The following is a 19,959-nucleotide window of genomic DNA, read 5'->3' as shown; positions in this document are numbered from 1 at the left end:
ACTTTTATCGCCTTTGCGGTTGAATATTCAACTGTAATGCTAACTGCTGACGTATTTCCTGAAAAGGCTGATTCCAGACAGGCTGACTATGCCAATTCCACGCTGTGACAGGGATAAGTCCTTCACTAGCAAGATAAGTTAACAATCGATATTCATCCTCTGGTTCGCGGGAAAACGGAAAAGGATTCCGAAACCCAGTAGCACACAACTGATAATATATCGGTTGCTCGTGATTAATTCGATGAATTAATTCTTGACCTTTAGCCAGCAAATAATCTAAAAAAAATAAACTAAAAGGTTCTATATGGGCGCGATTTTGTGGGTCTTTCTGCACCCATCTTGCCCACTCAAAACCATACATAAAATCGTGAACATAACAAAAGCGGATTTCTTGATGAATACCAAATAATCTGCTGAGAGCAACCATTTTCTCAGTAAACATCTTTAAAAAACTAATAGCCTCATCTTCCACTGCTAAAGCTTGCCGCAAAATACTATTTACCATAAAATCGCAGTCCCAAAAAATATTTCCGGGAAAGTTTTCTAATTGAGCTTCTAGAATATATTCCAATGTATTTTGCAAATTCGATATTAGTCTAATATCTGTAGTTTCTTCCTCAATTAAACTTTCTAATTCCGCAAATCTGTTAATTAGTTTTTTCTGGGGATTGAGTGATAAAAGATTAACCGAATTTTGCACCAGAAATTCATCAATATTTTGAAAGTTATAAGTAAAAGGTAAGTCTTGCTTCATACAGATTTAACTAGCCTCAGCAAGTGATATATTTAATTTTATGGGCTTCTGTATCGAAATACCTAAAATTATTAATCAAATATAAACAAACGTTAACATTTGTATTAATACAAAAAAAGCCGCATTTTAGCGGACTATTTTAAAATGAGTTTTGATAAAATACCTCTACTTACCACCTTCACAAGTAGTTGATAAATCCAATAAAATTGCTATATTTGTTGTAAATATCAACGCAGTTATAAAAATAGGAATAAAAACTCATCAGCGATACTTTAATTATCCAGAAATGTGTACAACTAACTCGCGTGTATGACTGCGATGACGGTGTTCCCAAACATAAATTCCCTGCCAAGTCCCTAATACTAAATGACCACGATTAATAGGTATATGTTCCGAAGTGTGAGTCAACGCAGAACGGATATGTGCTGGCATATCATCAGGCCCTTCCGCATCGTGAATGTATCCCCCCGATTCTGGGACTAGCTTGGACATAAAGTTAGCTAAATCTACCAACACATCAGGATCAGCATTTTCTTGGATGACTAAACTAGCGGAAGTGTGGCGTAAAAATAAAGTGCAGAGTCCAGTTTCCACGCCCGACTCAGCAACTATAGATTCGATTTTGGCAGTAATATTGTGAAAAGATTTGCCAGTAGTAGAAACTCTCAGTAGCTTTTGGTAGTGAACCATTTGTAAATTCATTGACTATTCATTAATAATATAGACTTTCTTAGGCAATTAGCTGCTAAGTTCAACCACAATTTAGCTATATTATTGAATGAATGCTCATGAGCGGGAAGCATATTTTTTTGGTGAGTGGTTGGGGGCGATCGCTCACCCGAAATCTAGATAATTGAGTTGTATCGAGTAGGCAGTTCAACATCAAGAGTGTGAGTAAATTTCCAATATCTATTGTGATAAATTCTCAATATTTCATTTATATAAATTTACAATATTTTTGGTGAAACTTACACAAGAATTATAGCCGCCTTGTTGCTTTCGGGCATTATCTAGAGACTGAACTTTTTGGAATTGACAGCAGCAGTTTTTCTACCCTAGCAAGCGAAGGAAATCATTCCAATGGCACATTTGTTTGAGGCATTTAAGATTCGGGAAATCACCTTTCGGAACCGTATTGTCGTTTCACCCATGTGTCAATACTCTAGTACAGATGGGTATGCAAATGATTGGCACTTAGTACATTTAGCCTCTCGCGCCGTTGGTGGTGCAGGTTTAGTATTCACAGAAGCAGCAGCAATCGAAGCCCGTGGGCGAATTAGTCCACAAGACTTGGGTATATGGTCAGATAAACACATAGAAGGTTTAGCCAAAATTGTCGAATTAATTCATAACTTTGGTTCCATAGCCGGAATTCAACTCGCCCATGCAGGGAGAAAAGCCAGCACAGCCAAACCCAGTCGAGGTGGTAAAGCCGTAGATGAATCCCAAGAAGGTTGGCGGCCTGTAGTTTCTAGCAGTGCGATCGCATTTAGTAAAGATAGTCCAGTTCCCGAAGCCTTGAGTATTGGGGGGATTCAACAAATTATTCAAGCCTTTGTCACCGCTACTCAACGTTCCCTACAAGCTGGCTTCAAAGTCATCGAAATTCACGCAGCCCACGGCTACCTGCTCCATCAATTTCTCTCACCCCTAGCAAATCAGCGTCAAGATGAATATGGCGGCAGCTTTGAAAATCGCACACGCTTATTATTAGAAGTAGTCACAGCTGTGCGCCAAATCTTACCAGAAACCCATCCTTTATTGGTGCGAATCTCCGCCACCGATTGGATAGATAAAGGATGGAACATAGAACAAAGCATTACCTTAAGCGATAAACTCAAATCCTTGGGCGTAGATTTAATAGATTGTTCCTCTGGGGGAATTATCCCTGGCATCAACATTCCCGTCAAACCTGGTTATCAAACGCAATTTGCCGAACGCATCCGCCAGGAAGCCAAAATCCCGACAGGCGCAGTCGGCTTAATTACCTCTCCCGAACAAGCCGACCAAATTATTCGCACCGAAGTAGCAGACTTAGTTTTATTGGGGCGCGAATTACTCCGCAATCCTTACTGGCCACATCTAGCAGCCAAAAAACTAGGATACGAGAAACTCTGGCCAGTACAATACGATCGCGCCTGGACATAATATTACAATGCCGGAACATGATCGCCTGTTCAAAGAACTACTTTCGACTTTTTTCATCGAATTCCTAGAGTTGTTTCTACCACAACTTGCCAGCACAATTGATCCAAACTCCATCCGTTTTCTACCCCAAGAATATTTTGCACCTATTTACAACTAAACCAGCAAGAAGAGCAAGTGTTTCAGGAAGAGATTAGTAGACTCGAAGTGAATCAGCAGGAGGATGTGATGGAAATTGTCACCAGTTGGATGAGACAAGGTATTGAACAGGGAGCCAATAGAGAAGCCCGATCGCTCGTTTTGCGGTTGTTGAGCCGTAAACTGGGAGAATTGCCCCAGGAAGTGCGATCGCAAATCGATGTTTTATCCCTAACTCAACTGGAATCTTTAGGAGAAGCTTTGTTAGACTTTTCCAGCCTGCTTGATTTAACCAATTGGTTAGCCCAAAATTGAGCTATGGAATCATCAAGGGGAGCTGACAACAACAACATAGATGTGTAAAGTAGTTGAGGACTATTTACTTTCCCAACTTTCAAGCATCCATCTATGGATAGAAAAACAAAACGTCTGCTGCTGCTTGTAGCTTCGTGTAGTATTGCTGGTGTTATTTTAGGTGGTACTAGCAGCTGGGCAGAGAGTAATCTTTGTTTACGTGCTAGTCAAGTTACGAGTGAATGCTTGACCCAAGACCCGGTTGAAAGAACTATCCAAGGAATGAGTACAGGTTTAATCGCCGGGGCTGGGGCAGCTTTCGGTGTAGCATGGAATATCAAGCACGAAGACTAGAATTGATAGTTGCGATCGCGTACCCAGAGACTCACAGGTACAGCGTTACCCTGTGGGTCTACTTTGACTTTCACAACTATAGAACGCGATTGTCCGTCTCTGGTTTGTCTTACAGCTTGGGTAACATCCCGATTTAGCTGTTGTCGTTCTTCATCCTGCACATTATAGTTTTCCACACCATACTGCACATAGCCATCTTGATACACACCCTTGAGGGCGGCTTGATTGCTAGGTAAGGATCTGGGTGGATTGGTCGTTACCCGCACTGGTCGCCAAGCCCTCGGCACACCCTGACTAAAAAATGGCTGTTCCTGTAAAATGACATACAAGTTAGTTCCTTCTAGTAATTCTCCATCCCGTCCGCGATTTCGTCGCAGTAATTCTTGCCAACCTGATACCCTTCTGAGTGTAGAAATCCGCGAGATATTGTAGTCAAGTTCTAAAGAATTACCTTGTAAGACATTACGAGAATTCACAGGTACAGTTTGCAAAATTACCTCCCTACCTGTGAGGGTAGTGTACATCGATAAAAAAGGCACTGCAAAAATAATTGCAGCTTGAATAGCCAAAGGAAGCACCAACCTTCCTACAGGTAAAGGCTTATTTGCTTTTTGGTCTGTAGCTAACAAATAATCACGAAACGTCAGCTTCTCAGAAAATTCCGCTTCGGGCGACCATGATTTATTCTTAGTAGATTCCGACTTACTAGATTCTGATTTTTTAGTAGATTCCGAAGATTCATTTTTCATTGGCGTAGTCCTACTATTAGGGAGAAAGAATATTAGGACTTACGCAGAGAAACAAGGGGTTGGTACAACAAGTCAAAAGGAAAAAGGAAAAAGGCAAAAGCTAGGTGTAGGTTGGGTGGAGGAACGGAACCCAACATTCACGCATACTTTGTTGGGTTACGCTATCGCTACACCTAACCTACTATTCCTAGTACAACAAGGCAAAAGTAAAAAGTCAAAAGGAAAAAGAAAGAATATTGATACCACAAGTCTTTTAGCAATTCCAGATGGTCTATTTATTTACGCCAATCTGTACTAGAGGCTAGGGGCTAGTTTGGTAGACTTCATCCGCGTCCATCTGCGTTCATCTGCGGTTAATTTTTTTTCACGCAGAATCGCAGAGAGAAAGTTAGGAAGATTTGGCATTACCGGAAGACTTAGAGTTAGAACCTACACGGCGTTCAAACCACAGTCCAGCACTAATCAATGCTGAACCACACATGACAAACACGAGTGACTTGAGTAGTAGTTCCGTGTCATACTCCAACACACGACTAATTACTTGCAGAGTTAACAACAGCATACCGCCCCAAAACGATCGCCTGTCGTTAAACTTCAAGCCTTCCCGAATTAGTCCCCAAGCCAAAACTGTAAACAACACATTAAAAGCAAAAACCCCCAAATCATCGACAGGGTTAATCGCTTGATGCCAGAAAGGTACGATAGCTGTAAAGCCTAAAAAAGTCACAATCAAAGGTAGATTGAAGACTGCTTCCCGACGAATGGGGTTGTTGCGCTGGCGGACTAAAAACAACCATTGTAGTACCGCCAAACCACTGAGGATTCCCAAATCAATAATTGGGCGATTCATGAATATATTCATGTTATTCGTTGACGAAGAGAAATTGTAGCCGGAAGTTTGCCACAGCCAACGAAACGACAGGATATAAAAAGCTAGACCAAAAGCAATTAAGGCTAAATCACGGGCTAAAGATTGAAATAGTCTGTAATTAATTGTCGGGAATAGCAGGTCATCATAGCTCCAGAATAATGCCGGTGGTAGTGTAAACGCAAAAGAGGCGACCCAAGGCGCAGCATCCGACAGGTTTGACAGGGGTAAGGGGTCGAGATTCAATTGTAAAGAACTGGCAAAAATAAAAGCAGCGATCGCAAAAATCCACCGCGAACGGCAAAAATAAGCTAAGGGGACAAACAACACCCACGACAGCAAAGGCATGTGTCTGATAACCAGAGTCGCCCAATTCCAATCATTTGCCGAATAACGCAAGTCTCCAATACCCGTCCAATAGCCAATTTGGATGAGGACAATTCCCAAAATTCCCAGGGAATTTAACGACAGGCTGTAAGCCATCACCAAAACGCCAAAACCCCAGGCAAAAAACAGTTCTGGCGTTGAACCGTTAATATTGAACACATCAGCCATCAAGGCGATAGTTGCACCAAACACCATCGCTGCTAAAATCAGCAACCCTTCACCCAAGAGGCGCTGGCTACGTTTTGGTTTTTTGCCTTCCGGGATACCAATGGCGGCTTGTCGCCAAGTGTAAAAACCAGTGATGGTAGTAGCCATAAACAAACTCATCATGATGATGAATTTGACATCCCGCGACCATCCCAGCCAGTTAGCCGCCACAAAAGTAATAATCCCCAATGTTAGTAGGATACTACCAGTCATGATCGCAGTCATCGTAGAGCGATCGCGTGCCGCAGTTTCTAAATTATTAAATTGATAACGGTCTGCTAGTTGTTGGTATTGCGAAGCACTAATGAGTCCTTCATCTCGCCATAATTGCGATTCTCGGCGTAACTTCCTCTGAAAATTATCCAATATCATGACCATCTCCAAAGCAACGAGGTAGTTTCACGGTCAAACTCTAGATTTTGGATGTTCTATTCACCCCAAAAAGACAGCAGAGGGCAGATAGTATCAGGATTTACGCAGATTCTGTGATGTATTAGCATTCTTACCCGAAGCGCAGTCCTCTTCGGAAAGCCAGCCACTTTGCGTCTACGATAAATTAAGCTAAAGAGCGATTTTTGCCTAACTCCCGACCAATAAAGATTTATGGGTCAGCATAGCGGTTATTGTATTTTCAGTATGCAGCCAAGGCATGAAATAGCGTTGTTCTTGTGTAACAGTTTTACTAGGATTAAAAATACGTATAATCATTCACATAAATAATGGAAAAGCCTTCCAACTTATTACTCAAAGTCGCACGGCGTTTATTTGAAAGTCTAGAAGAACAGGAAAAATTTATCGCAGCCTTAGTTAATCCCCAAGCTTTTGCACCGTCTATTCTTTGGTGTCAGCCAAAACCAGAAACATCGCCCTTTGCAGTAGAAACACCTTTAACTTGGCAACCACAATTTATAGACAGGTTAGCTTTAGGAGAAAAACCCGGTCAACATCCCCTACATAATCAAGGATATTTCTATTGCTTAGATTTTTCTTCTGTATTTTCAGCTTCAATTTTGTTAGCAATTACGCAGCCAATCCCTACAGTTTTTGATATGTGTGCTGCTCCCGGCGGTAAAAGCGTGTTTGCGTGGAAAGCTTTGCAACCAAAATTATTGATTAGTAACGAAGTGATTGGTAAACGTTTAGGGATGTTAATTTCCAACTTAAAACGTTGCCAAATTCACCCTGCAATTGTAGTGAATCGAGATTCAAGTATTTTTGCTGAAAGTATACCCACATCTAGCAACTTAGTAATTGTTGATGCGCCTTGCACCGGACAATCATTACTAGCCAAATGTGAAAAAGCTCCCGGATGTTTTCACCCTACTGCCATTAATAAAAGTGCCAATCGCCAAAAAAGAATTATTGCGAACTCTGCTCAAATAGTCGCGCCTCAAGGATATCTTGCTTATATGACTTGCACCTATTCTCCAGAAGAAAATGAGCAGGTTTGTGAATGGTTTTTATCCCGCTTTCCCCAGTTTCAAGCAGTCAAGGTGAACCATTTACAAGCGTATCAATCGCACCTCACAAATATTCCTTGTTACCGCATATTTCCGCAGAGTAGATTAGGCGCTGGTGCATTTGCTGTGCTGTTTCAAAATACGACTGAGGGTGAAAGTTATGAGTTAGATGCAAGTGCTTTATCTGCGGTGTGGATGAATAGTCAAAATGGAGTAGAAAATAGCACGCTTGCATCGAGTTAAAATGTGAGGATAATAATTTAAACCAGACTTAGTGTTTATGAAAATTACCCTGAACTTAGATGAATCACTGCTCAATGAAGCCTTGCAATTGACTAACCTTACCACTCAAGAAGAACTGGTGAATTTTGCTTTGCAAGAACTCGTGCGATCGCGCAGTGAATCACACCGCAAAAAGAACCTACTCGACCTTGCTGGACAAATTCAGTTTGCTCCAGACTTCGACTACAAAGCCCTGCGAGAAACTCGTCATGCTGCTTATTGATACATCTGTTTGGATCAGCATATTCCGCGATCGCAGTGGTCAAACACGCCAGAAACTTGAAACTCTAATAGCTGGACGTGAAGTTTTACTCACCCGATTCACTCAGCTTGAACTACTTCAAGGTAGCTTAAATGAGCAAGAATGGACTCTTCTTTCTACTTACCTTGCAACACAAGATTATGTTGAACTCACGATAAATTCTTGGCAAGTAGCAGCTCGCATCTACTATGACTTGCGCCGCCAAGGTTTGACCGTCCGTAGTCCAATCGATTGCTGTATTGCTCAAGCTGCACTGGAAAACAACTTAATTTTGATTCACAACGATCAAGACTTTGAAACCATTGCCCAAGTGCGATCGCTCCAACACCTTCGCTTTCAACCTTAAGACTGAACTGCAAAACTATCGCTACTTCACAAATTTTGGCGCTAAAAATGTATATTTATACGTATATTCAATGTATAATAAGTAAAATTTAGCAATAAAAGATGTTCGTATGGGACAGTATGGAATAAATGCGATTGAGGCTACCAAACTTCTAAACAGTGGGTACAAATCTGCTGAACAAGCATGGCGTAAATCGGCGGAAATACTCATATCAAAAGAGTCTTCACGAGAAAAACCTTGCCCTCGTAGTGCATTCCTTGGGCTTTGTGCAGCTGGGCTGGTAGTTGGTGTCTCACCTAACACAGTCAAATTGATGGATAGTAAGAATGGAAATTACGCTGTCAAAGCAGTTGAACTTTTAGTGGCTAACCATAACTTAGCTAGGCAGGGTAAGACCAAACTCTGGAAGCAGGTAATGTCAGAATTAAAAGAAAATCCCAATAAAAAACAAAACGGTCAAATGGACGTGGTTATGACTTTATGGGAGAAGAATTTGATTATTGTTGAAAGTACGTAATTGAAGAGCTAAACAGTCCTATTTTTTAATAAGAAGAGCAACTAGAAGCTTGAAACTTAATTATCGGTATGAATTGAAACAATAGACTTCTTGAGAAAGTAGTTCTGCTTTTTTGCGCCTTTGCGTCTTTGCGCGAAACAAAAAATGATGGGTATCTAGAAGAGTTTTCATCTACCATCAAATGCGTTTAATATATCTTCAGCCAGAAGCGTATCAAAATCATTAGGTACAGTAAACTCTCCTGCACACAAACCAAATGGTCGTAGCTGCTTGTTATGACTTTGAATAGGTTTGAGTTCAGCAATTTCTTTATCTGCCTGAATAATAATAAAACTTTCACCTGCCTCAACTTGATTGAGGTATTTTAAGGGATATTGTCGGAATTCATCAATTGAAACTTTTTGCATCTTTAAAAAAGAACCCTCTGAAAATCTTATTCCTTTGTGTCCTTTGCGCCCTTTGCGGTTCGTTTCTTCGTTATCTGTTTAGAGTAGTCAAAATAAGTGATGGGTTAGGCGAAGCCGTAACCCATCCTACAAATTTATTCTAAAAAACAGTTAACCCAAGGCGGACTGTAACTCACTCTGCGCTTGTTCTAAAGCCTGTGGTAATTTACTATCATCGCGGCCGCCGGCTTGGGCGAGGTTTGGTCTACCGCCGCCGCCACCACCGCAGATTTTAGCGATCGCACCCACAAATTTTCCAGCTTGCAAACCTTTCTTGTTCACCTCTGGACTGAAGGCTGCAACTATGCTGACTTTACCAGCTTCGGGAACGGAACCGAGTACCACTGCACCGTTACTGATTTTTTGTAGTAAACGTTCCGCCGCAGTTTTCAAAGATTCGGGGTCAACGCCTTCGAGTTGGGCAACAATGATTTTATGGTCACCTACGGTTTGGGCTGTTTCTAGCAAGCTGTCTGATTTGGCGATCGCTAGTTGTCCTTTTAGCGTTTCTAATTGTTTTTCAGCGTTTCGCAGTTCGGTTTGCAGAGTAGTAATTCTGTCTGGTAGTTCTTCGGGTTTAACTTTAAAGCGATCGCTTAAATCTTTGACTACTTTATCCCGAATATTTAAGTAATCTAAAATCGCCGGGCCAGAAACCGCTTCAATCCGCCGTACACCAGAAGCCACACCAGCCTCAGAGATAATCTTAAATACGCCAATTTCCGCAGTATTACTTACGTGCGTACCTCCACACAATTCCATAGACACACTAGGGAAATCAATCACGCGGACTTCTTCTCCGTATTTTTCCCCAAACATCGCCACAGCACCTCTAGCTTTGGCTTCGGCTAAAGGTAAGATTTCGATTTTAGCGGAGTGTGCCTCAGAAATCCAAGTATTCACCTGTTCTTCAACTTGTTGGACTTCCTCGGTTGTTAAAGCGCGGGGACAGTTGAAGTCAAAGCGCAATCTGTCGAAGGATACGAGTGAACCAGCTTGGGATATACCTTCATCGACAATTTTCTTCAACGCGGCTTGTAGTAAGTGGGTGGCGGTGTGGTTTGCTTGGGCGCGACGACGACAAGCCGCATCAATTTGGGCGGTAACTGTATCGCCAACCCGCAATGTTCCCCGTTCGATGCGTCCGAAGTGAACGAAGAAATCAGATTCTTTCTTCACATCTTCCACGCGCACTACAATACCATCGCCAGAGATATAACCGCGATCGCCAATTTGTCCCCCAGATTCCGCATAAAATGGGGTTTGGTTGAGGAGGATTTGTACTTCTGTTCCGGCTTCAGCAGCTTCTTCGGCGACACCATTAACTAGTAATACTTCCACTTTCGCCGTCGTCGCAGCTTGGGTATAACCTAAAAATTCCGTGGCGTGGATATGTTCTGCAAGTTTGTCGAGGGAACCTTGTACAGTTAAATCAATGGTTTCGTGGGCGGCTTTCGCGCGTTCCACCTGCTTTTGCATTTCTGTACTAAATCCGGCTTCATCAACGGTGAGGTTGTTTTCCTCGGCGATTTCTTGGGTGAGTTCTAGGGGGAAGCCGTAGGTATCATACAGGGTGAAGGCACTTTCACCACTAATTTGGGTTTGCCCTTGTTGTTTGACTTGTTGGATAATATCTTCGAGAAGTTTCTCGCCTCTATCGAGGGTTTTGAGGAAATTGGTTTCTTCCCGTTCGAGTTCTGCTTTGATAGCTGCTTCTCGTTGGCGGATATTGGGATAAGCAGATTCAGCCAGGGCGATCGCAGTTTCCGCAACTTGGTTGATAAAATTCCCAGAAATGCCAAGTAATCGGCCATGACGCACCACCCGCCGAATTAACCGCCGCAACACATAACCCCGTCCCACGTTGGAAGCGCGAATCTCATCAGCAATCATGTGAACTACCGAACGCACATGATCCCCAATGACTTTTAAAGAGACTTTAGTTTTCTCATCGCTTGTATGATAATCAATGCCAGCAATTTGGGCGGCGGTTTTAATAATCGGGAAAATCAAATCTGTTTCATAATTATTCGGCACTTTTTGGAGAATTTGCGCCATTCTCTCCAAACCCATACCAGTATCGATATTCTTATTTTGCAGAGGTGTTAAATTCCCGACTGCATCCCGGTTGTACTGCATGAATACCAAGTTATAAAACTCGATAAACCGCGTGTCATCTTCTAAATCAATATTATCTTCGCCGCGTTCGGGGTGGAAATCATAATAAATTTCCGAACAAGGGCCGCAAGGGCCAGTGGGGCCAGAAGCCCAAAAGTTATCATCTGCACCCATCCGTTTAATTCTGGCTTCGGTTACACCAATTTTGTCACGCCAGATATTAAATGCTTCGTCATCTTCTTCAAAAACGCTGACGACGAGGTTTTGGGGAGAAAAGCCAAAAACTTGTGTGGAAATTTCCCAACCCCAGGCGATCGCTTGTTCTTTAAAATAATCACCAAAGCTGAAGTTACCCAACATCTCAAAAAACGTGTGATGGCGTTTGGTGCGTCCGACGTTTTCGATATCGTTGGTACGAATACACTTTTGTGATGTGGTTGCTCTTTTAAATTCAGATGTGCGCTGTCCCAGGAATATCGGCTTAAATGGTAACATCCCCGCGATTGTCAGCAGCACGGTTGGATCTTCTGGTACTAGGGAAGCACTCGGCAGAATTTGGTGTTCCCGTTGGGCGTAGAAGTCAAGAAATAAGGTGCGAATTTCGTTACCACTGCGGTACTGGGGATTAGAAGACATGGATAGAAAACAAAAAAGAATGATTAGGGACTGGGGGTTAGAGACTAGGAACTAGTTATTTGAGAAATAAATCAGTACTTTCGAGCTAGACACTGATGCAAATAGAAATTATAAACATCATTCTAGCCTCTAACCCCTAATCCCTAACGTCTAGCCCCTAACCCCTAACCTTATTTTTGCATTCTGTTTTCCGTTACTGCTAGTAATTATTACTGAGAGAGATATCTTGCCAGTGATCGCCTATGCCTATATACGTAATCTTACTACCCCACTTTAGCTAGATGTATGCGATCCCAATGCAGAAATAAAATTTTATTTATAAAAGAAATATTAAACTTTCTCAAAAGAGGCGAATAATGGCACTAAAACTAAAAGTTCCCAACATTACTTGTGCAGGATGTGCTGAAAAAATTACTGAATCTATCCATGTAATGGAACCTGATGCGCTGGTAGATGTGAATGTAGAAGATAAAACTGTCACCGTAGAATCTGCTGCTTCCGAAGAGTCAATCAAACAGGTGATTGTTGCATCTGGGTACAACATTGAAGGTTATTGATTTCTTCATAAAGGGTTTACATAATTTTTAGATTAGTTGGTGCTGAATCTACAGCACAACTCCAGATTTGTAGGGGCAAATGAACTTTCAGCCCCTGCACAATCCAGTGTCAAAATATGTTCCCATCTAGATTTGAGAACTAAATCATCGACTCGATTCACTTCTAGTCGGTCATCAAAGTTATCGCTCTCGTAAATTCACTTATTCAACAAATAAGACTCATTTCAAAAGCCTAGTTGAAATCCTCTAACAACTAAGCTTGTTTGACGTGGTAATCCTTACCCAGATGAACTCCATAGCATTTTTCATATTTATAAAGCATCTCGGTTTTTACGGACAAAAGCAAAATTTTATATTTTTTTAAATATTTGTTTTTAGCAAAGAAAATAAACTGTTACCAAACAGAAACTGTACTATTCATTGTGTTTTTATCGACAAAAAATTAACACCTGGAAACTACAGTGATTCTATTAAAAACAAATATAATTTCCGTATTTCTACTGTTTTAAAAAAAAAGGTCAAAGACGGACAGTAATGATCATAAGTGTAAAGTTCAGTAGTTGTATTCAGGGTCATGTATTAAGATGATATTAAAATTATCTAGGCATAGTTAATTTAAGGTTATGACTATCAAATATAGGGAAATATATCGATAATAAAAATACTGATAGTTTCTCTATTGTAAAAATTAGTAGGAATTTTTAACTCGAAATAAGGCAGATATAAAAAATGAATATTTCAATTCTGGTCTTTGGAAGTGATAAATTCTTCGCCAAACTTCCCGATCAGATACTGGATACAACCGCTTTTACTGTAGAAGTGATAGCTGATTTTCATCAGGCAATTTCTCAACTAGAAAATGAACCGCCTGATGTCATATTTATACAGGCAAGTTTGGATAAAAGCATAGAACTATGCGGTTGGTTAAAAAACCAAACCCAGCTATCTTGGTTGTATTGTATTCTTTTCGAGGATCGTTCCTATCAGTTGACGGCTAAAAGTGAGCAGGATTTGTGTTGGGAATGGGAAATGACCACCACTGCACTTAGACAAGGCGCAGATGCTTATATTTGGCAATTAACAGATGAGATAATTGCTCAGAATCCCGCCAGTGTAGCAGCCCATCATCAGGTAATACTAGCTCAAGTCGGTGTTGGTTTACGGAAAGCCCAAAAATACCGGGAACTGATGCGGACAAATGATTTATTATCTGCGATCGCTCTAGCAGATTCACTCACAGAAATTAGTAATCGTCGGGCGATGGAGTGGGATTTACCTCGACAAGTCAAAAAAGCCCGGACTCAAAGTAATCCTTTGAGTTTGATTATTCTAGATATCGATTATTTCAAAAAAGTTAACGATACTTATGGGCATTTAGTAGGCGATCGCCTTTTACAATTATTAGCCTCTCGCCTACGGCACAACCTACGCTCTAAAGATACACCATTCCGTTACGGTGGCGAGGAATTTGTAATTGTGCTGACTAACACCACTGGCGAAGAAGCCGTCATCGTTGCTGAACGCTTAAATCGCATTGTTGCAGAACAACCATTTGCTATGGGCAAAGAACTAACTATTCCAATCACAATTAGCTTAGGTGTTGCTAGTTTGCAAGCAGATGATGATGATAAAGGTTATAGCTTGCTTCACCGTGCTGACCAATGCTTATTAAATGCCAAAGCTTTAGGACGAAACCGAGTTGTGAGTTGGGAATATGCTGATTTCTCCAATCTCAAGGTTATGTCTTCATAAGAAGGCAGGAGGCAGTGGTTCGGCTTCCTGACGGAGACGCTGCGCGAACGCTCAAGGCAAGTCGCTCACCAACCAGGCAGGAGGCAGGAGGAAAAGTCTTACTATTCCTGGCATTTAAGTTTTCAAATTGTCCTAACATATCTGACTACCGCTATATTTCATAGCCAAGCATGAAAGTCGGACTGGTTTTTTACTCAGCACTCAGCACTCAGCACTTTCAAAGCAGTGGCGATCGCATCTAAAGCAGAATCCGCCAGATAAACATTATCCCCAGATAATTTCTGAAAGAAATTTCTGCTGTTTGTGTCGTCAATTAGCAAAATCACTGGCTTATGTGCTTTTAACGCTAAGGCAATTTCGGAAGCAGTTCCTACACCCATACCGCAAGCAATTACCAGATGACTAGAAAGAACGTTGATGTTATTCCGTGCATTTCCCATGTCTGTGAAAATTGCAATATCAACCGCAGCCGAAATGCCTTCTGGTTGACTACCAGGAAGAATTCCTAGAGTTAACCCATTAGCTGACTTTGCACCCTGATTTGCAGCCTCCATCACGCCAACATTTCGTCCACCAGTCAACAAAATCCATCCTTGTTGGGCAATGAGTCTACCTAATTCATAAGCATTGTGTAAATCATGGGTTGTCGCCGCTTCTCCCGGCCCCATTACCCCAATGATAATTTTCCGCATTCAGCCTTACCATTTTTCAGCCCAATAAACAATTTCTGAGGCTGCACTATCAATAGCTACGCCGTAACTATCACCGTGATTCCACCTAAACCCCGCAGTACCTTGATCTTTCGCATTCAACACTAAAATTTCATAAGAAGGCGGAAAAGATTCTCTCTCAGCATCACCAGTATAGAAAAAGGTAGTGGGAACACCATTAGGAAGGTTAGAGTGGACATTGGTATCGCCACCTAAGTATTTATGCTTGGCTAGTTTTCGGTATTTTGCTAATAACTGTTGAATTTGGGCGGGGGATTGTTTTTTTCGTACTTGGAAAAAAGTACTAGCTTGGGCAACCCCTGGAGAATAGGCAACTCGCACATCTGGAGAATCGGCGGAAATTGTGCGGGGAAAATGCTGAATCTCGGCGGGACTTGCCCAAAGTTGATTGCGGATTTCACTGTAACGGCCTGCATTAGTAATAATGCTTGACTCAGTAGTACTACTGAAAGCCCTTCGGATTAAAAAACTGCCGCCCACAATCCCTAAACTACCAAGGGAAAGGAAAACTATCATGGCCGCTTTAGCAAGGTGCGATCGCTGCATTGCGTTGGGTGCTGCTAAACTTCATCTGCATATACCCAACAAATAAACTATATTCGTAAGATTGCGGAGCTAATATTTATAATATTGATGAAATCTTTGTGTAATCAGGGAAAATACGGCAACTTCATAAAATTCTTGTAAATCAAATGAGGCTGAGATCCCGGACTTCTTCAAGAAGTCCGGGATCTGACCATTAAAGCCAGCCAACAATCATCCCTGCCAGTAAAATAAAGCCAATCCACACATTCTGCCGAAACATTTCGCCATAAGCCGCATTTGGCAAGTCTTGTTGTTTCAATCGCCAATATTGCCAAACCCAACCGATACTAGCCAATGCAAGAGTTATCCAAAAAGCGAAGTGTAGATGAATCTCAACCCCCAACCAGCCTAATAAAAAGATTGTACCGATAAAGAAAATACCGATCGCCTCTGGGGCATAATCACCAAAAAACAAAGCACTAGAATTAATACCTATGCGTCGGTCATCGGCGCGATCGCTCATGGCATACACAGTATCAAATCCCAATGTCCAGAGTATAGTTGCGCCCCAAAGTAACCAAGTTGGTTGAGAAAGATTTTGCGTGACAGCACTCCAACTAATCAACACCGCAAAACCCCAAGCAATAGATAGTACCAACTGCGGCACAGGAAACACCCGCTTTGCCCCTGGATACAGTAGAATTACGGGGACGGCGGCAAATGAAAGCCAGAAGCTCAAGGGATTCAAATAAAATGCCAGCATCGCCGCACATCCCAGGGCGATAATCGCCACTACAATGCCTACTTTAATTGATAAAGCACGAGAAGCTAAAGGGCGATCGCGTGTTCTTTCCACTTCGGGATCAATATCTTTATCCCACAAATCATTGACCACACACCCGGCTGCACTCGTGGCCAGAGTACCCAAAACAATCACTCCCACTAAGGGTAAAGGCGGTTGACCAGCCGCCGCCAAAACCACAGCCCACAAGGCAGGAATCATCAAAATTAACCGTCCTTCTGGTTTATGCCACCGTAAAAGCCGGATAATCACAGACCACACAGGTTCTTGGTTGCTTTCTGGCGTACTCAACATAGAAATTCAGCAGAAATTACTAAAATTGCTCAGTTAATACTTCTTTACATCTATAGAATAACTTTATTTGTTATTTGTAAAAACACAACCTAAATTTGCAACGATGAATACATAATTCATCGTCACTTAAGTTGTAAATGGCAGGGTAAATCTACCAAGCTCAGGTAGCGTCTCGATACCATCAGTCTGAGAAGGCATCTGTGGCAACCAGTTTCAAAGTCCATAATCCCGCAATCCCATCTTCGTCCTTCTTAAATAGAGAGAGAAAACTAGATGCTAAATTTAGTTTCTGCTAACTGGGAGAGTGTAAAAACTCAACCAGTTCAGCAACACCGGATTATTGCTGCCATTGATTTGGGAACAAATTCTCTGCACATGGTAGTGGTAAAAATTGACCCAACCCTACCAGCTTTTAGTATTTTTACCAGAGAAAAAGAGACGGTGAGACTGGGCGATCGCAATTTAGTGACTGGTGAATTAAAACCAGAAGTCATGGATCGGGCGATCGCCACTTTAAGACGCTTCCAAGCAGTTGCAAAAACTTTTAATGCCGAAACCATCATTGCTGTAGCTACCAGTGCAGTGCGGGAAGCCCCCAATGGTAGAGATTTTCTCCACAGAATCGATAGCGAGTTGGGTTTAAGTGTTGACTTAATTTCCGGTCAAGAAGAAGCACGCCGCATCTATTTGGGTGTGCTGTCGGGGATGGAATTTAACAACCAGCCCCACATCATTATCGATATTGGTGGTGGTTCCACAGAAATTATTTTGGGAGACAGTCAAGAACCACGCACACTCACCAGTACCAAAGTTGGTGCAGTGCGGCTGACAGGGGAATTTATCACCACCGACCCCATCAACCACAGCGAGTTGCAATATCTGCAAGCTTATGTCAGGGGAATGCTAGAACGTTCTGTAGACGATGTTTTAGCAAATATTCAGTTTGGCGAATCGCCCAGATTAGTGGGAACATCCGGCACAATAGAAACTCTCGCCATGATTGATGCTAGGGAAAAGTTAGGTACAGTACCTTCCACCCTGAATGGCTATCAATTGAGTATTCAGGATTTGCGCGGCTGGGTGAATCGCTTGGCGACAATGACCAATGTGGAAAGGACAGCCATTCCAGGAATGCCAGAAAAGCGGTCAGAAGTGATTTTGGCGGGTGCGGTAGTTCTGCAAGAAGCAATGACTTTGTTGGGTGTAGATGCAGTCACACTCTGCGGGCGGGCGTTGCGCGAAGGTGTAATTGTCGATTGGATGCTGACTCACGGTTTAATTGAAGACCGCTTGCGTTACCAAAGTTCAATCCGTCAGCGCAGTGTATTGAAACAGGTTAGCAAATACCACATCAATATTGAACATAGCGATCGCGTGGCTGTTTTTGCCCTGAGTTTATTTGACCAAACCCAAGGCATTCTCCACAACTGGGGTAATGAGGAACGTCAACTTTTATGGGCAGCAGCCATCTTACACAATTGCGGTCATCATATCAGCCATTCATCTCACCACAAACACTCATACTATCTAATTCGCAATGGTGAATTATTAGGCTATACCGAAACCGAAATTGAAATCATTGCCAACTTAGCCCGTTATCATCGCAAATCACCACCCAAAAAAAAGCACGAAAATTTCCGCAACTTGTTGAGTAAAGATCATCGACAAATAGTCTGTCAATTAAGTGCAGTTCTCCGATTAGCTGTTGCTTTAGATAGACGACAAATCGGCGCAATCTCTCAGGTAAAATTTAGTTATTATCCTGATTCACAACAGGTTAATCTGTCAATATTCCCCACAAATCCTGATGATGATTGCTCCTTAGAAATGTGGAGTTTAGACTACAAAAAAGGCGTATTTGAAGCAGAGTTTGGGGTGAGATTAGTTGCGACTTTAGAAACTGCTAAATTTGCAGTTAACTAAATATTGTCTCAACTGACCAAACAAATCCCCGACTTCTTGAAGAAGTCGGGGATCTGAAACGCATATTGTGTATTCAATTTAATTCAATTAGACTCAAAACCAACTGGCTCATTTTCCAACGCTTTCAGAATTTTGAAATATAAATTCTCAACTCGTTGTACCTGCGCTTCACCAATAGAAGCAAAATTAGTTAAACTAGGCGAACCATTAATTTCGATGATTACATAATTATTCATTGGCTGAGTTATGTCATCAGTAATCACATCTAAACCTGACAATCTTAAACCCATATCTTTTGTAGCATTTACCGCTAACTTTTTAAAGTCAGGATGGATATTTTCAGTCACATCTACTCCCTGACCTCCACTTGATAAATTGGCATTATCTAATAAATAAATCACCTGATTTTCAGGGATGATACTATCTAACTTCAGCTTTTGTCTTCTTAATTTACGCTTGATGCGGAAATCATCAGCATCTACATTATTTTTTCTGCCATTCGCAGTCAATTCTGCTGATTTTTTTTGGATTAATTCTGCAATAGTAGACTTGCCATCACCGATAACACAGAAAGGAATTCTTTGATATACTGCGAGGACTTCATCATCTACAACGACAATTCTATAATCATTACCTGCATAAAATCTCTCCACTATAAAACCGGGAGTGATGCGGAGGATTTTTTTCGCAACTTGATAGTATTCAGTTTTATTATAAACTTTGGTAACAAATCTGCCTTGACTGAGATTAATCGGCTTCACAATTACCGGGAATCCTAATTCTTTAGCGTAATCAAATCCAGCATCAATATTTCTCTCACTGCTGATTTTTTCACAGATTTTTTTGCTAAAAAAAGTTTGCCCTTCTGTAACTTTATAACCAAAGTGTTTCAAAAAAAAGTTTGAATATGCTTTATCTTTAGCTATCTCGGCAGAACCAAAACCATTGATATTTAATTTACTATGACTAAAACAAGCTTTATTGCCGTTTTTAAATGTAATATGCCCAACAAAAGCATATTCTGGGTCTACTACAACTACTGCTCCTATTTGGGAAGCAATTTTTTGAATTATCGATGTTACTAATGGCATTTTCTGTATATAGAAGTTAGGACTTACGCAACTGACATATTTTTTCTGTTGGGTGTTTGACGTAACGAGCAGATTTGAACATAGTCATGAGACTTATAGCGTTACGCATCAACCAATAATTGTGACATTTGCGTAAGTCTTGAAAGTATTAATTCGCAGAAATTTTAACGAATTGCTAAACAGTTGGTCAAGCTAATTCAAATCAAGCACTTTTTCGGATTTTTCTCTCGAAAATTAAAAATACTTCTCACTCAATTTAATAATAATTGATAAAAATTAATATTATTTTTTCAGATATAAATAGCTTTTTGGAAAGTAACT

At 41.3% G+C, this 19,959-nt stretch carries 21 protein-coding genes; 11 read left to right on the top strand and 10 right to left on the bottom strand.

The annotated features are described in order from the left end of the window. Positions 1 to 4 precede the first annotated feature (4 nt). A complete protein-coding gene (locus H6G74_RS22365; protein ID WP_190969753.1) occupies positions 5 to 754 on the bottom strand; it encodes a hypothetical protein in 750 nt (249 codons plus the stop codon). A gap of 276 nt (positions 755 to 1,030) precedes the next feature. Continuing rightward, positions 1,031 to 1,444: a secondary thiamine-phosphate synthase enzyme YjbQ gene (locus H6G74_RS22360; RefSeq protein WP_190969788.1), complete on the bottom strand. Its 414-nt coding sequence runs from the start codon at positions 1,442 to 1,444 to the stop codon at positions 1,031 to 1,033. A gap of 390 nt (positions 1,445 to 1,834) precedes the next feature. On the opposite strand from H6G74_RS22360, the gene namA reads away from it, so the two are divergent. The 4 genes from namA to H6G74_RS22345 all read left to right on the top strand — a co-directional run bounded on the left by namA (position 1,835) and on the right by H6G74_RS22345 (position 3,685). Beyond that, positions 1,835 to 2,902, top strand: a complete 1,068-nt coding sequence (namA, locus tag H6G74_RS22355; protein WP_190969752.1) for an NADPH dehydrogenase NamA — start codon at positions 1,835 to 1,837, stop codon at positions 2,900 to 2,902. 7 nt (positions 2,903 to 2,909) lie between these two features. Beyond that, on the top strand, positions 2,910 to 3,059 hold the full coding sequence (locus tag H6G74_RS31330; protein WP_242051319.1) for a hypothetical protein: 150 nt from the start codon (positions 2,910 to 2,912) through the stop codon (positions 3,057 to 3,059). 17 nt (positions 3,060 to 3,076) lie between these two features. Continuing rightward, on the top strand, positions 3,077 to 3,352 hold the full coding sequence (locus H6G74_RS31325; RefSeq protein WP_313888509.1) for a DUF4351 domain-containing protein: 276 nt from the start codon (positions 3,077 to 3,079) through the stop codon (positions 3,350 to 3,352). A 93-nt stretch (positions 3,353 to 3,445) separates the two neighbouring features. Further along, positions 3,446 to 3,685 (top strand): hypothetical protein, encoded by a 240-nt coding sequence (locus H6G74_RS22345; RefSeq protein WP_190969751.1) that lies wholly within the window; start codon positions 3,446 to 3,448, stop codon positions 3,683 to 3,685. Here H6G74_RS22345 and H6G74_RS22340 read toward each other — a convergent pair. Beyond that, on the bottom strand, positions 3,682 to 4,434 hold the full coding sequence (locus H6G74_RS22340) for a GDYXXLXY domain-containing protein (RefSeq protein WP_190969750.1): 753 nt from the start codon (positions 4,432 to 4,434) through the stop codon (positions 3,682 to 3,684). The genes H6G74_RS22345 and H6G74_RS22340 overlap by 4 nt on opposite strands. A gap of 388 nt (positions 4,435 to 4,822) precedes the next feature. After that, on the bottom strand, positions 4,823 to 6,268 hold the full coding sequence (locus H6G74_RS22335) for a DUF2157 domain-containing protein (RefSeq protein WP_190969749.1): 1,446 nt from the start codon (positions 6,266 to 6,268) through the stop codon (positions 4,823 to 4,825). Positions 6,269 to 6,615: 347 nt separating this feature from the next. On the opposite strand from H6G74_RS22335, the gene H6G74_RS22330 reads away from it, so the two are divergent. From H6G74_RS22330 to H6G74_RS22315, 4 genes are all read left to right on the top strand, one after another. Continuing rightward, positions 6,616 to 7,599, top strand: coding sequence for an RsmB/NOP family class I SAM-dependent RNA methyltransferase (locus H6G74_RS22330; protein ID WP_190969748.1), 984 nt, complete (start codon positions 6,616 to 6,618; stop codon positions 7,597 to 7,599). A 37-nt stretch (positions 7,600 to 7,636) separates the two neighbouring features. Further along, positions 7,637 to 7,861 carry a type II toxin-antitoxin system VapB family antitoxin gene (locus H6G74_RS22325; protein ID WP_190969747.1) on the top strand — a complete coding sequence of 75 codons (225 nt, stop codon included), beginning with the start codon at positions 7,637 to 7,639 and terminating at the stop codon, positions 7,859 to 7,861. Next, a complete protein-coding gene (gene vapC, locus H6G74_RS22320) occupies positions 7,848 to 8,246 on the top strand; it encodes a type II toxin-antitoxin system VapC family toxin (RefSeq protein WP_190969746.1) in 399 nt (132 codons plus the stop codon). The genes H6G74_RS22325 and vapC overlap by 14 nt, the downstream gene beginning before the upstream one ends. A gap of 109 nt (positions 8,247 to 8,355) precedes the next feature. Further along, the gene (locus H6G74_RS22315) at positions 8,356 to 8,763 is read left to right on the top strand and encodes a DUF6979 family protein (protein WP_190969745.1); all 408 of its coding nucleotides are present in this window, start codon (positions 8,356 to 8,358) and stop codon (positions 8,761 to 8,763) included. 167 nt (positions 8,764 to 8,930) lie between these two features. On the opposite strand, the gene H6G74_RS22310 is transcribed toward H6G74_RS22315, so the two are convergent. Both H6G74_RS22310 and alaS read right to left on the bottom strand, forming a co-directional pair. Further along, complete coding sequence (locus H6G74_RS22310) at positions 8,931 to 9,170, bottom strand: type II toxin-antitoxin system Phd/YefM family antitoxin (protein WP_190969744.1); 240 nt, start codon at positions 9,168 to 9,170, stop codon at positions 8,931 to 8,933. A 150-nt stretch (positions 9,171 to 9,320) separates the two neighbouring features. After that, positions 9,321 to 11,963, bottom strand: a complete 2,643-nt coding sequence (gene alaS / locus H6G74_RS22305) for an alanine--tRNA ligase (protein WP_190969743.1) — start codon at positions 11,961 to 11,963, stop codon at positions 9,321 to 9,323. A gap of 356 nt (positions 11,964 to 12,319) precedes the next feature. Between alaS and H6G74_RS22300 the strand changes: the two genes are divergently transcribed. After that, positions 12,320 to 12,520, top strand: a complete 201-nt coding sequence (locus H6G74_RS22300) for a heavy-metal-associated domain-containing protein (RefSeq protein WP_190969742.1) — start codon at positions 12,320 to 12,322, stop codon at positions 12,518 to 12,520. A 729-nt stretch (positions 12,521 to 13,249) separates the two neighbouring features. Beyond that, positions 13,250 to 14,272 carry a GGDEF domain-containing response regulator gene (locus H6G74_RS22295; RefSeq protein WP_190969741.1) on the top strand — a complete coding sequence of 341 codons (1,023 nt, stop codon included), beginning with the start codon at positions 13,250 to 13,252 and terminating at the stop codon, positions 14,270 to 14,272. Positions 14,273 to 14,466: 194 nt separating this feature from the next. On the opposite strand, the gene H6G74_RS22290 is transcribed toward H6G74_RS22295, so the two are convergent. The 3 genes from H6G74_RS22290 to H6G74_RS22280 form a co-directional block, all read right to left on the bottom strand. Then, a complete protein-coding gene (locus H6G74_RS22290) occupies positions 14,467 to 14,964 on the bottom strand; it encodes a TIGR00725 family protein (RefSeq protein ID WP_190969740.1) in 498 nt (165 codons plus the stop codon). 6 nt (positions 14,965 to 14,970) lie between these two features. Further along, on the bottom strand, positions 14,971 to 15,549 hold the full coding sequence (locus H6G74_RS22285; protein ID WP_190969739.1) for a hypothetical protein: 579 nt from the start codon (positions 15,547 to 15,549) through the stop codon (positions 14,971 to 14,973). Positions 15,550 to 15,742: 193 nt separating this feature from the next. Continuing rightward, a complete protein-coding gene (locus tag H6G74_RS22280) occupies positions 15,743 to 16,624 on the bottom strand; it encodes a 4-hydroxybenzoate solanesyltransferase (RefSeq protein WP_190969738.1) in 882 nt (293 codons plus the stop codon). 273 nt (positions 16,625 to 16,897) lie between these two features. Between H6G74_RS22280 and H6G74_RS22275 the strand changes: the two genes are divergently transcribed. Beyond that, positions 16,898 to 18,547 carry a Ppx/GppA phosphatase family protein gene (locus H6G74_RS22275; RefSeq protein ID WP_190969737.1) on the top strand — a complete coding sequence of 550 codons (1,650 nt, stop codon included), beginning with the start codon at positions 16,898 to 16,900 and terminating at the stop codon, positions 18,545 to 18,547. A gap of 83 nt (positions 18,548 to 18,630) precedes the next feature. On the opposite strand, the gene H6G74_RS22270 is transcribed toward H6G74_RS22275, so the two are convergent. Then, positions 18,631 to 19,638: a cyanophycin synthetase gene (locus H6G74_RS22270; RefSeq protein WP_190969736.1), complete on the bottom strand. Its 1,008-nt coding sequence runs from the start codon at positions 19,636 to 19,638 to the stop codon at positions 18,631 to 18,633. Positions 19,639 to 19,959 lie beyond the last annotated feature (321 nt).

Source organism: Nostoc spongiaeforme FACHB-130, assembly GCF_014698475.1.
Classification (GTDB): Bacteria; Cyanobacteriota; Cyanobacteriia; order Cyanobacteriales; family Nostocaceae; genus Nostoc_B; species Nostoc_B spongiaeforme.
This window is presented reverse-complemented; position numbering and strand designations above follow the sequence as displayed.

Coding starts and splice junctions, on each gene's coding strand:
- H6G74_RS22365 (WP_190969753.1), bottom strand. CDS start 754: ATGAAGCAAGACTTACCTTTTACTTATAACTTTCAAAATATTGATGAA.
- H6G74_RS22360 (WP_190969788.1), bottom strand. CDS start 1,444: ATGGTTCACTACCAAAAGCTACTGAGAGTTTCTACTACTGGCAAATCT.
- namA (WP_190969752.1), top strand. CDS start 1,835: ATGGCACATTTGTTTGAGGCATTTAAGATTCGGGAAATCACCTTTCGG.
- H6G74_RS31330 (WP_242051319.1), top strand. CDS start 2,910: ATGCCGGAACATGATCGCCTGTTCAAAGAACTACTTTCGACTTTTTTC.
- H6G74_RS22345 (WP_190969751.1), top strand. CDS start 3,446: ATGGATAGAAAAACAAAACGTCTGCTGCTGCTTGTAGCTTCGTGTAGT.
- H6G74_RS22340 (WP_190969750.1), bottom strand. CDS start 4,434: ATGAAAAATGAATCTTCGGAATCTACTAAAAAATCAGAATCTAGTAAG.
- H6G74_RS22335 (WP_190969749.1), bottom strand. CDS start 6,268: ATGATATTGGATAATTTTCAGAGGAAGTTACGCCGAGAATCGCAATTA.
- H6G74_RS22330 (WP_190969748.1), top strand. CDS start 6,616: ATGGAAAAGCCTTCCAACTTATTACTCAAAGTCGCACGGCGTTTATTT.
- H6G74_RS22325 (WP_190969747.1), top strand. CDS start 7,637: ATGAAAATTACCCTGAACTTAGATGAATCACTGCTCAATGAAGCCTTG.
- vapC (WP_190969746.1), top strand. CDS start 7,848: ATGCTGCTTATTGATACATCTGTTTGGATCAGCATATTCCGCGATCGC.
- H6G74_RS22315 (WP_190969745.1), top strand. CDS start 8,356: ATGGGACAGTATGGAATAAATGCGATTGAGGCTACCAAACTTCTAAAC.
- H6G74_RS22310 (WP_190969744.1), bottom strand. CDS start 9,170: ATGCAAAAAGTTTCAATTGATGAATTCCGACAATATCCCTTAAAATAC.
- alaS (WP_190969743.1), bottom strand. CDS start 11,963: ATGTCTTCTAATCCCCAGTACCGCAGTGGTAACGAAATTCGCACCTTA.
- H6G74_RS22300 (WP_190969742.1), top strand. CDS start 12,320: ATGGCACTAAAACTAAAAGTTCCCAACATTACTTGTGCAGGATGTGCT.
- H6G74_RS22295 (WP_190969741.1), top strand. CDS start 13,250: ATGAATATTTCAATTCTGGTCTTTGGAAGTGATAAATTCTTCGCCAAA.
- H6G74_RS22290 (WP_190969740.1), bottom strand. CDS start 14,964: ATGCGGAAAATTATCATTGGGGTAATGGGGCCGGGAGAAGCGGCGACA.
- H6G74_RS22285 (WP_190969739.1), bottom strand. CDS start 15,549: ATGCAGCGATCGCACCTTGCTAAAGCGGCCATGATAGTTTTCCTTTCC.
- H6G74_RS22280 (WP_190969738.1), bottom strand. CDS start 16,624: ATGTTGAGTACGCCAGAAAGCAACCAAGAACCTGTGTGGTCTGTGATT.
- H6G74_RS22275 (WP_190969737.1), top strand. CDS start 16,898: ATGCTAAATTTAGTTTCTGCTAACTGGGAGAGTGTAAAAACTCAACCA.
- H6G74_RS22270 (WP_190969736.1), bottom strand. CDS start 19,638: ATGCCATTAGTAACATCGATAATTCAAAAAATTGCTTCCCAAATAGGA.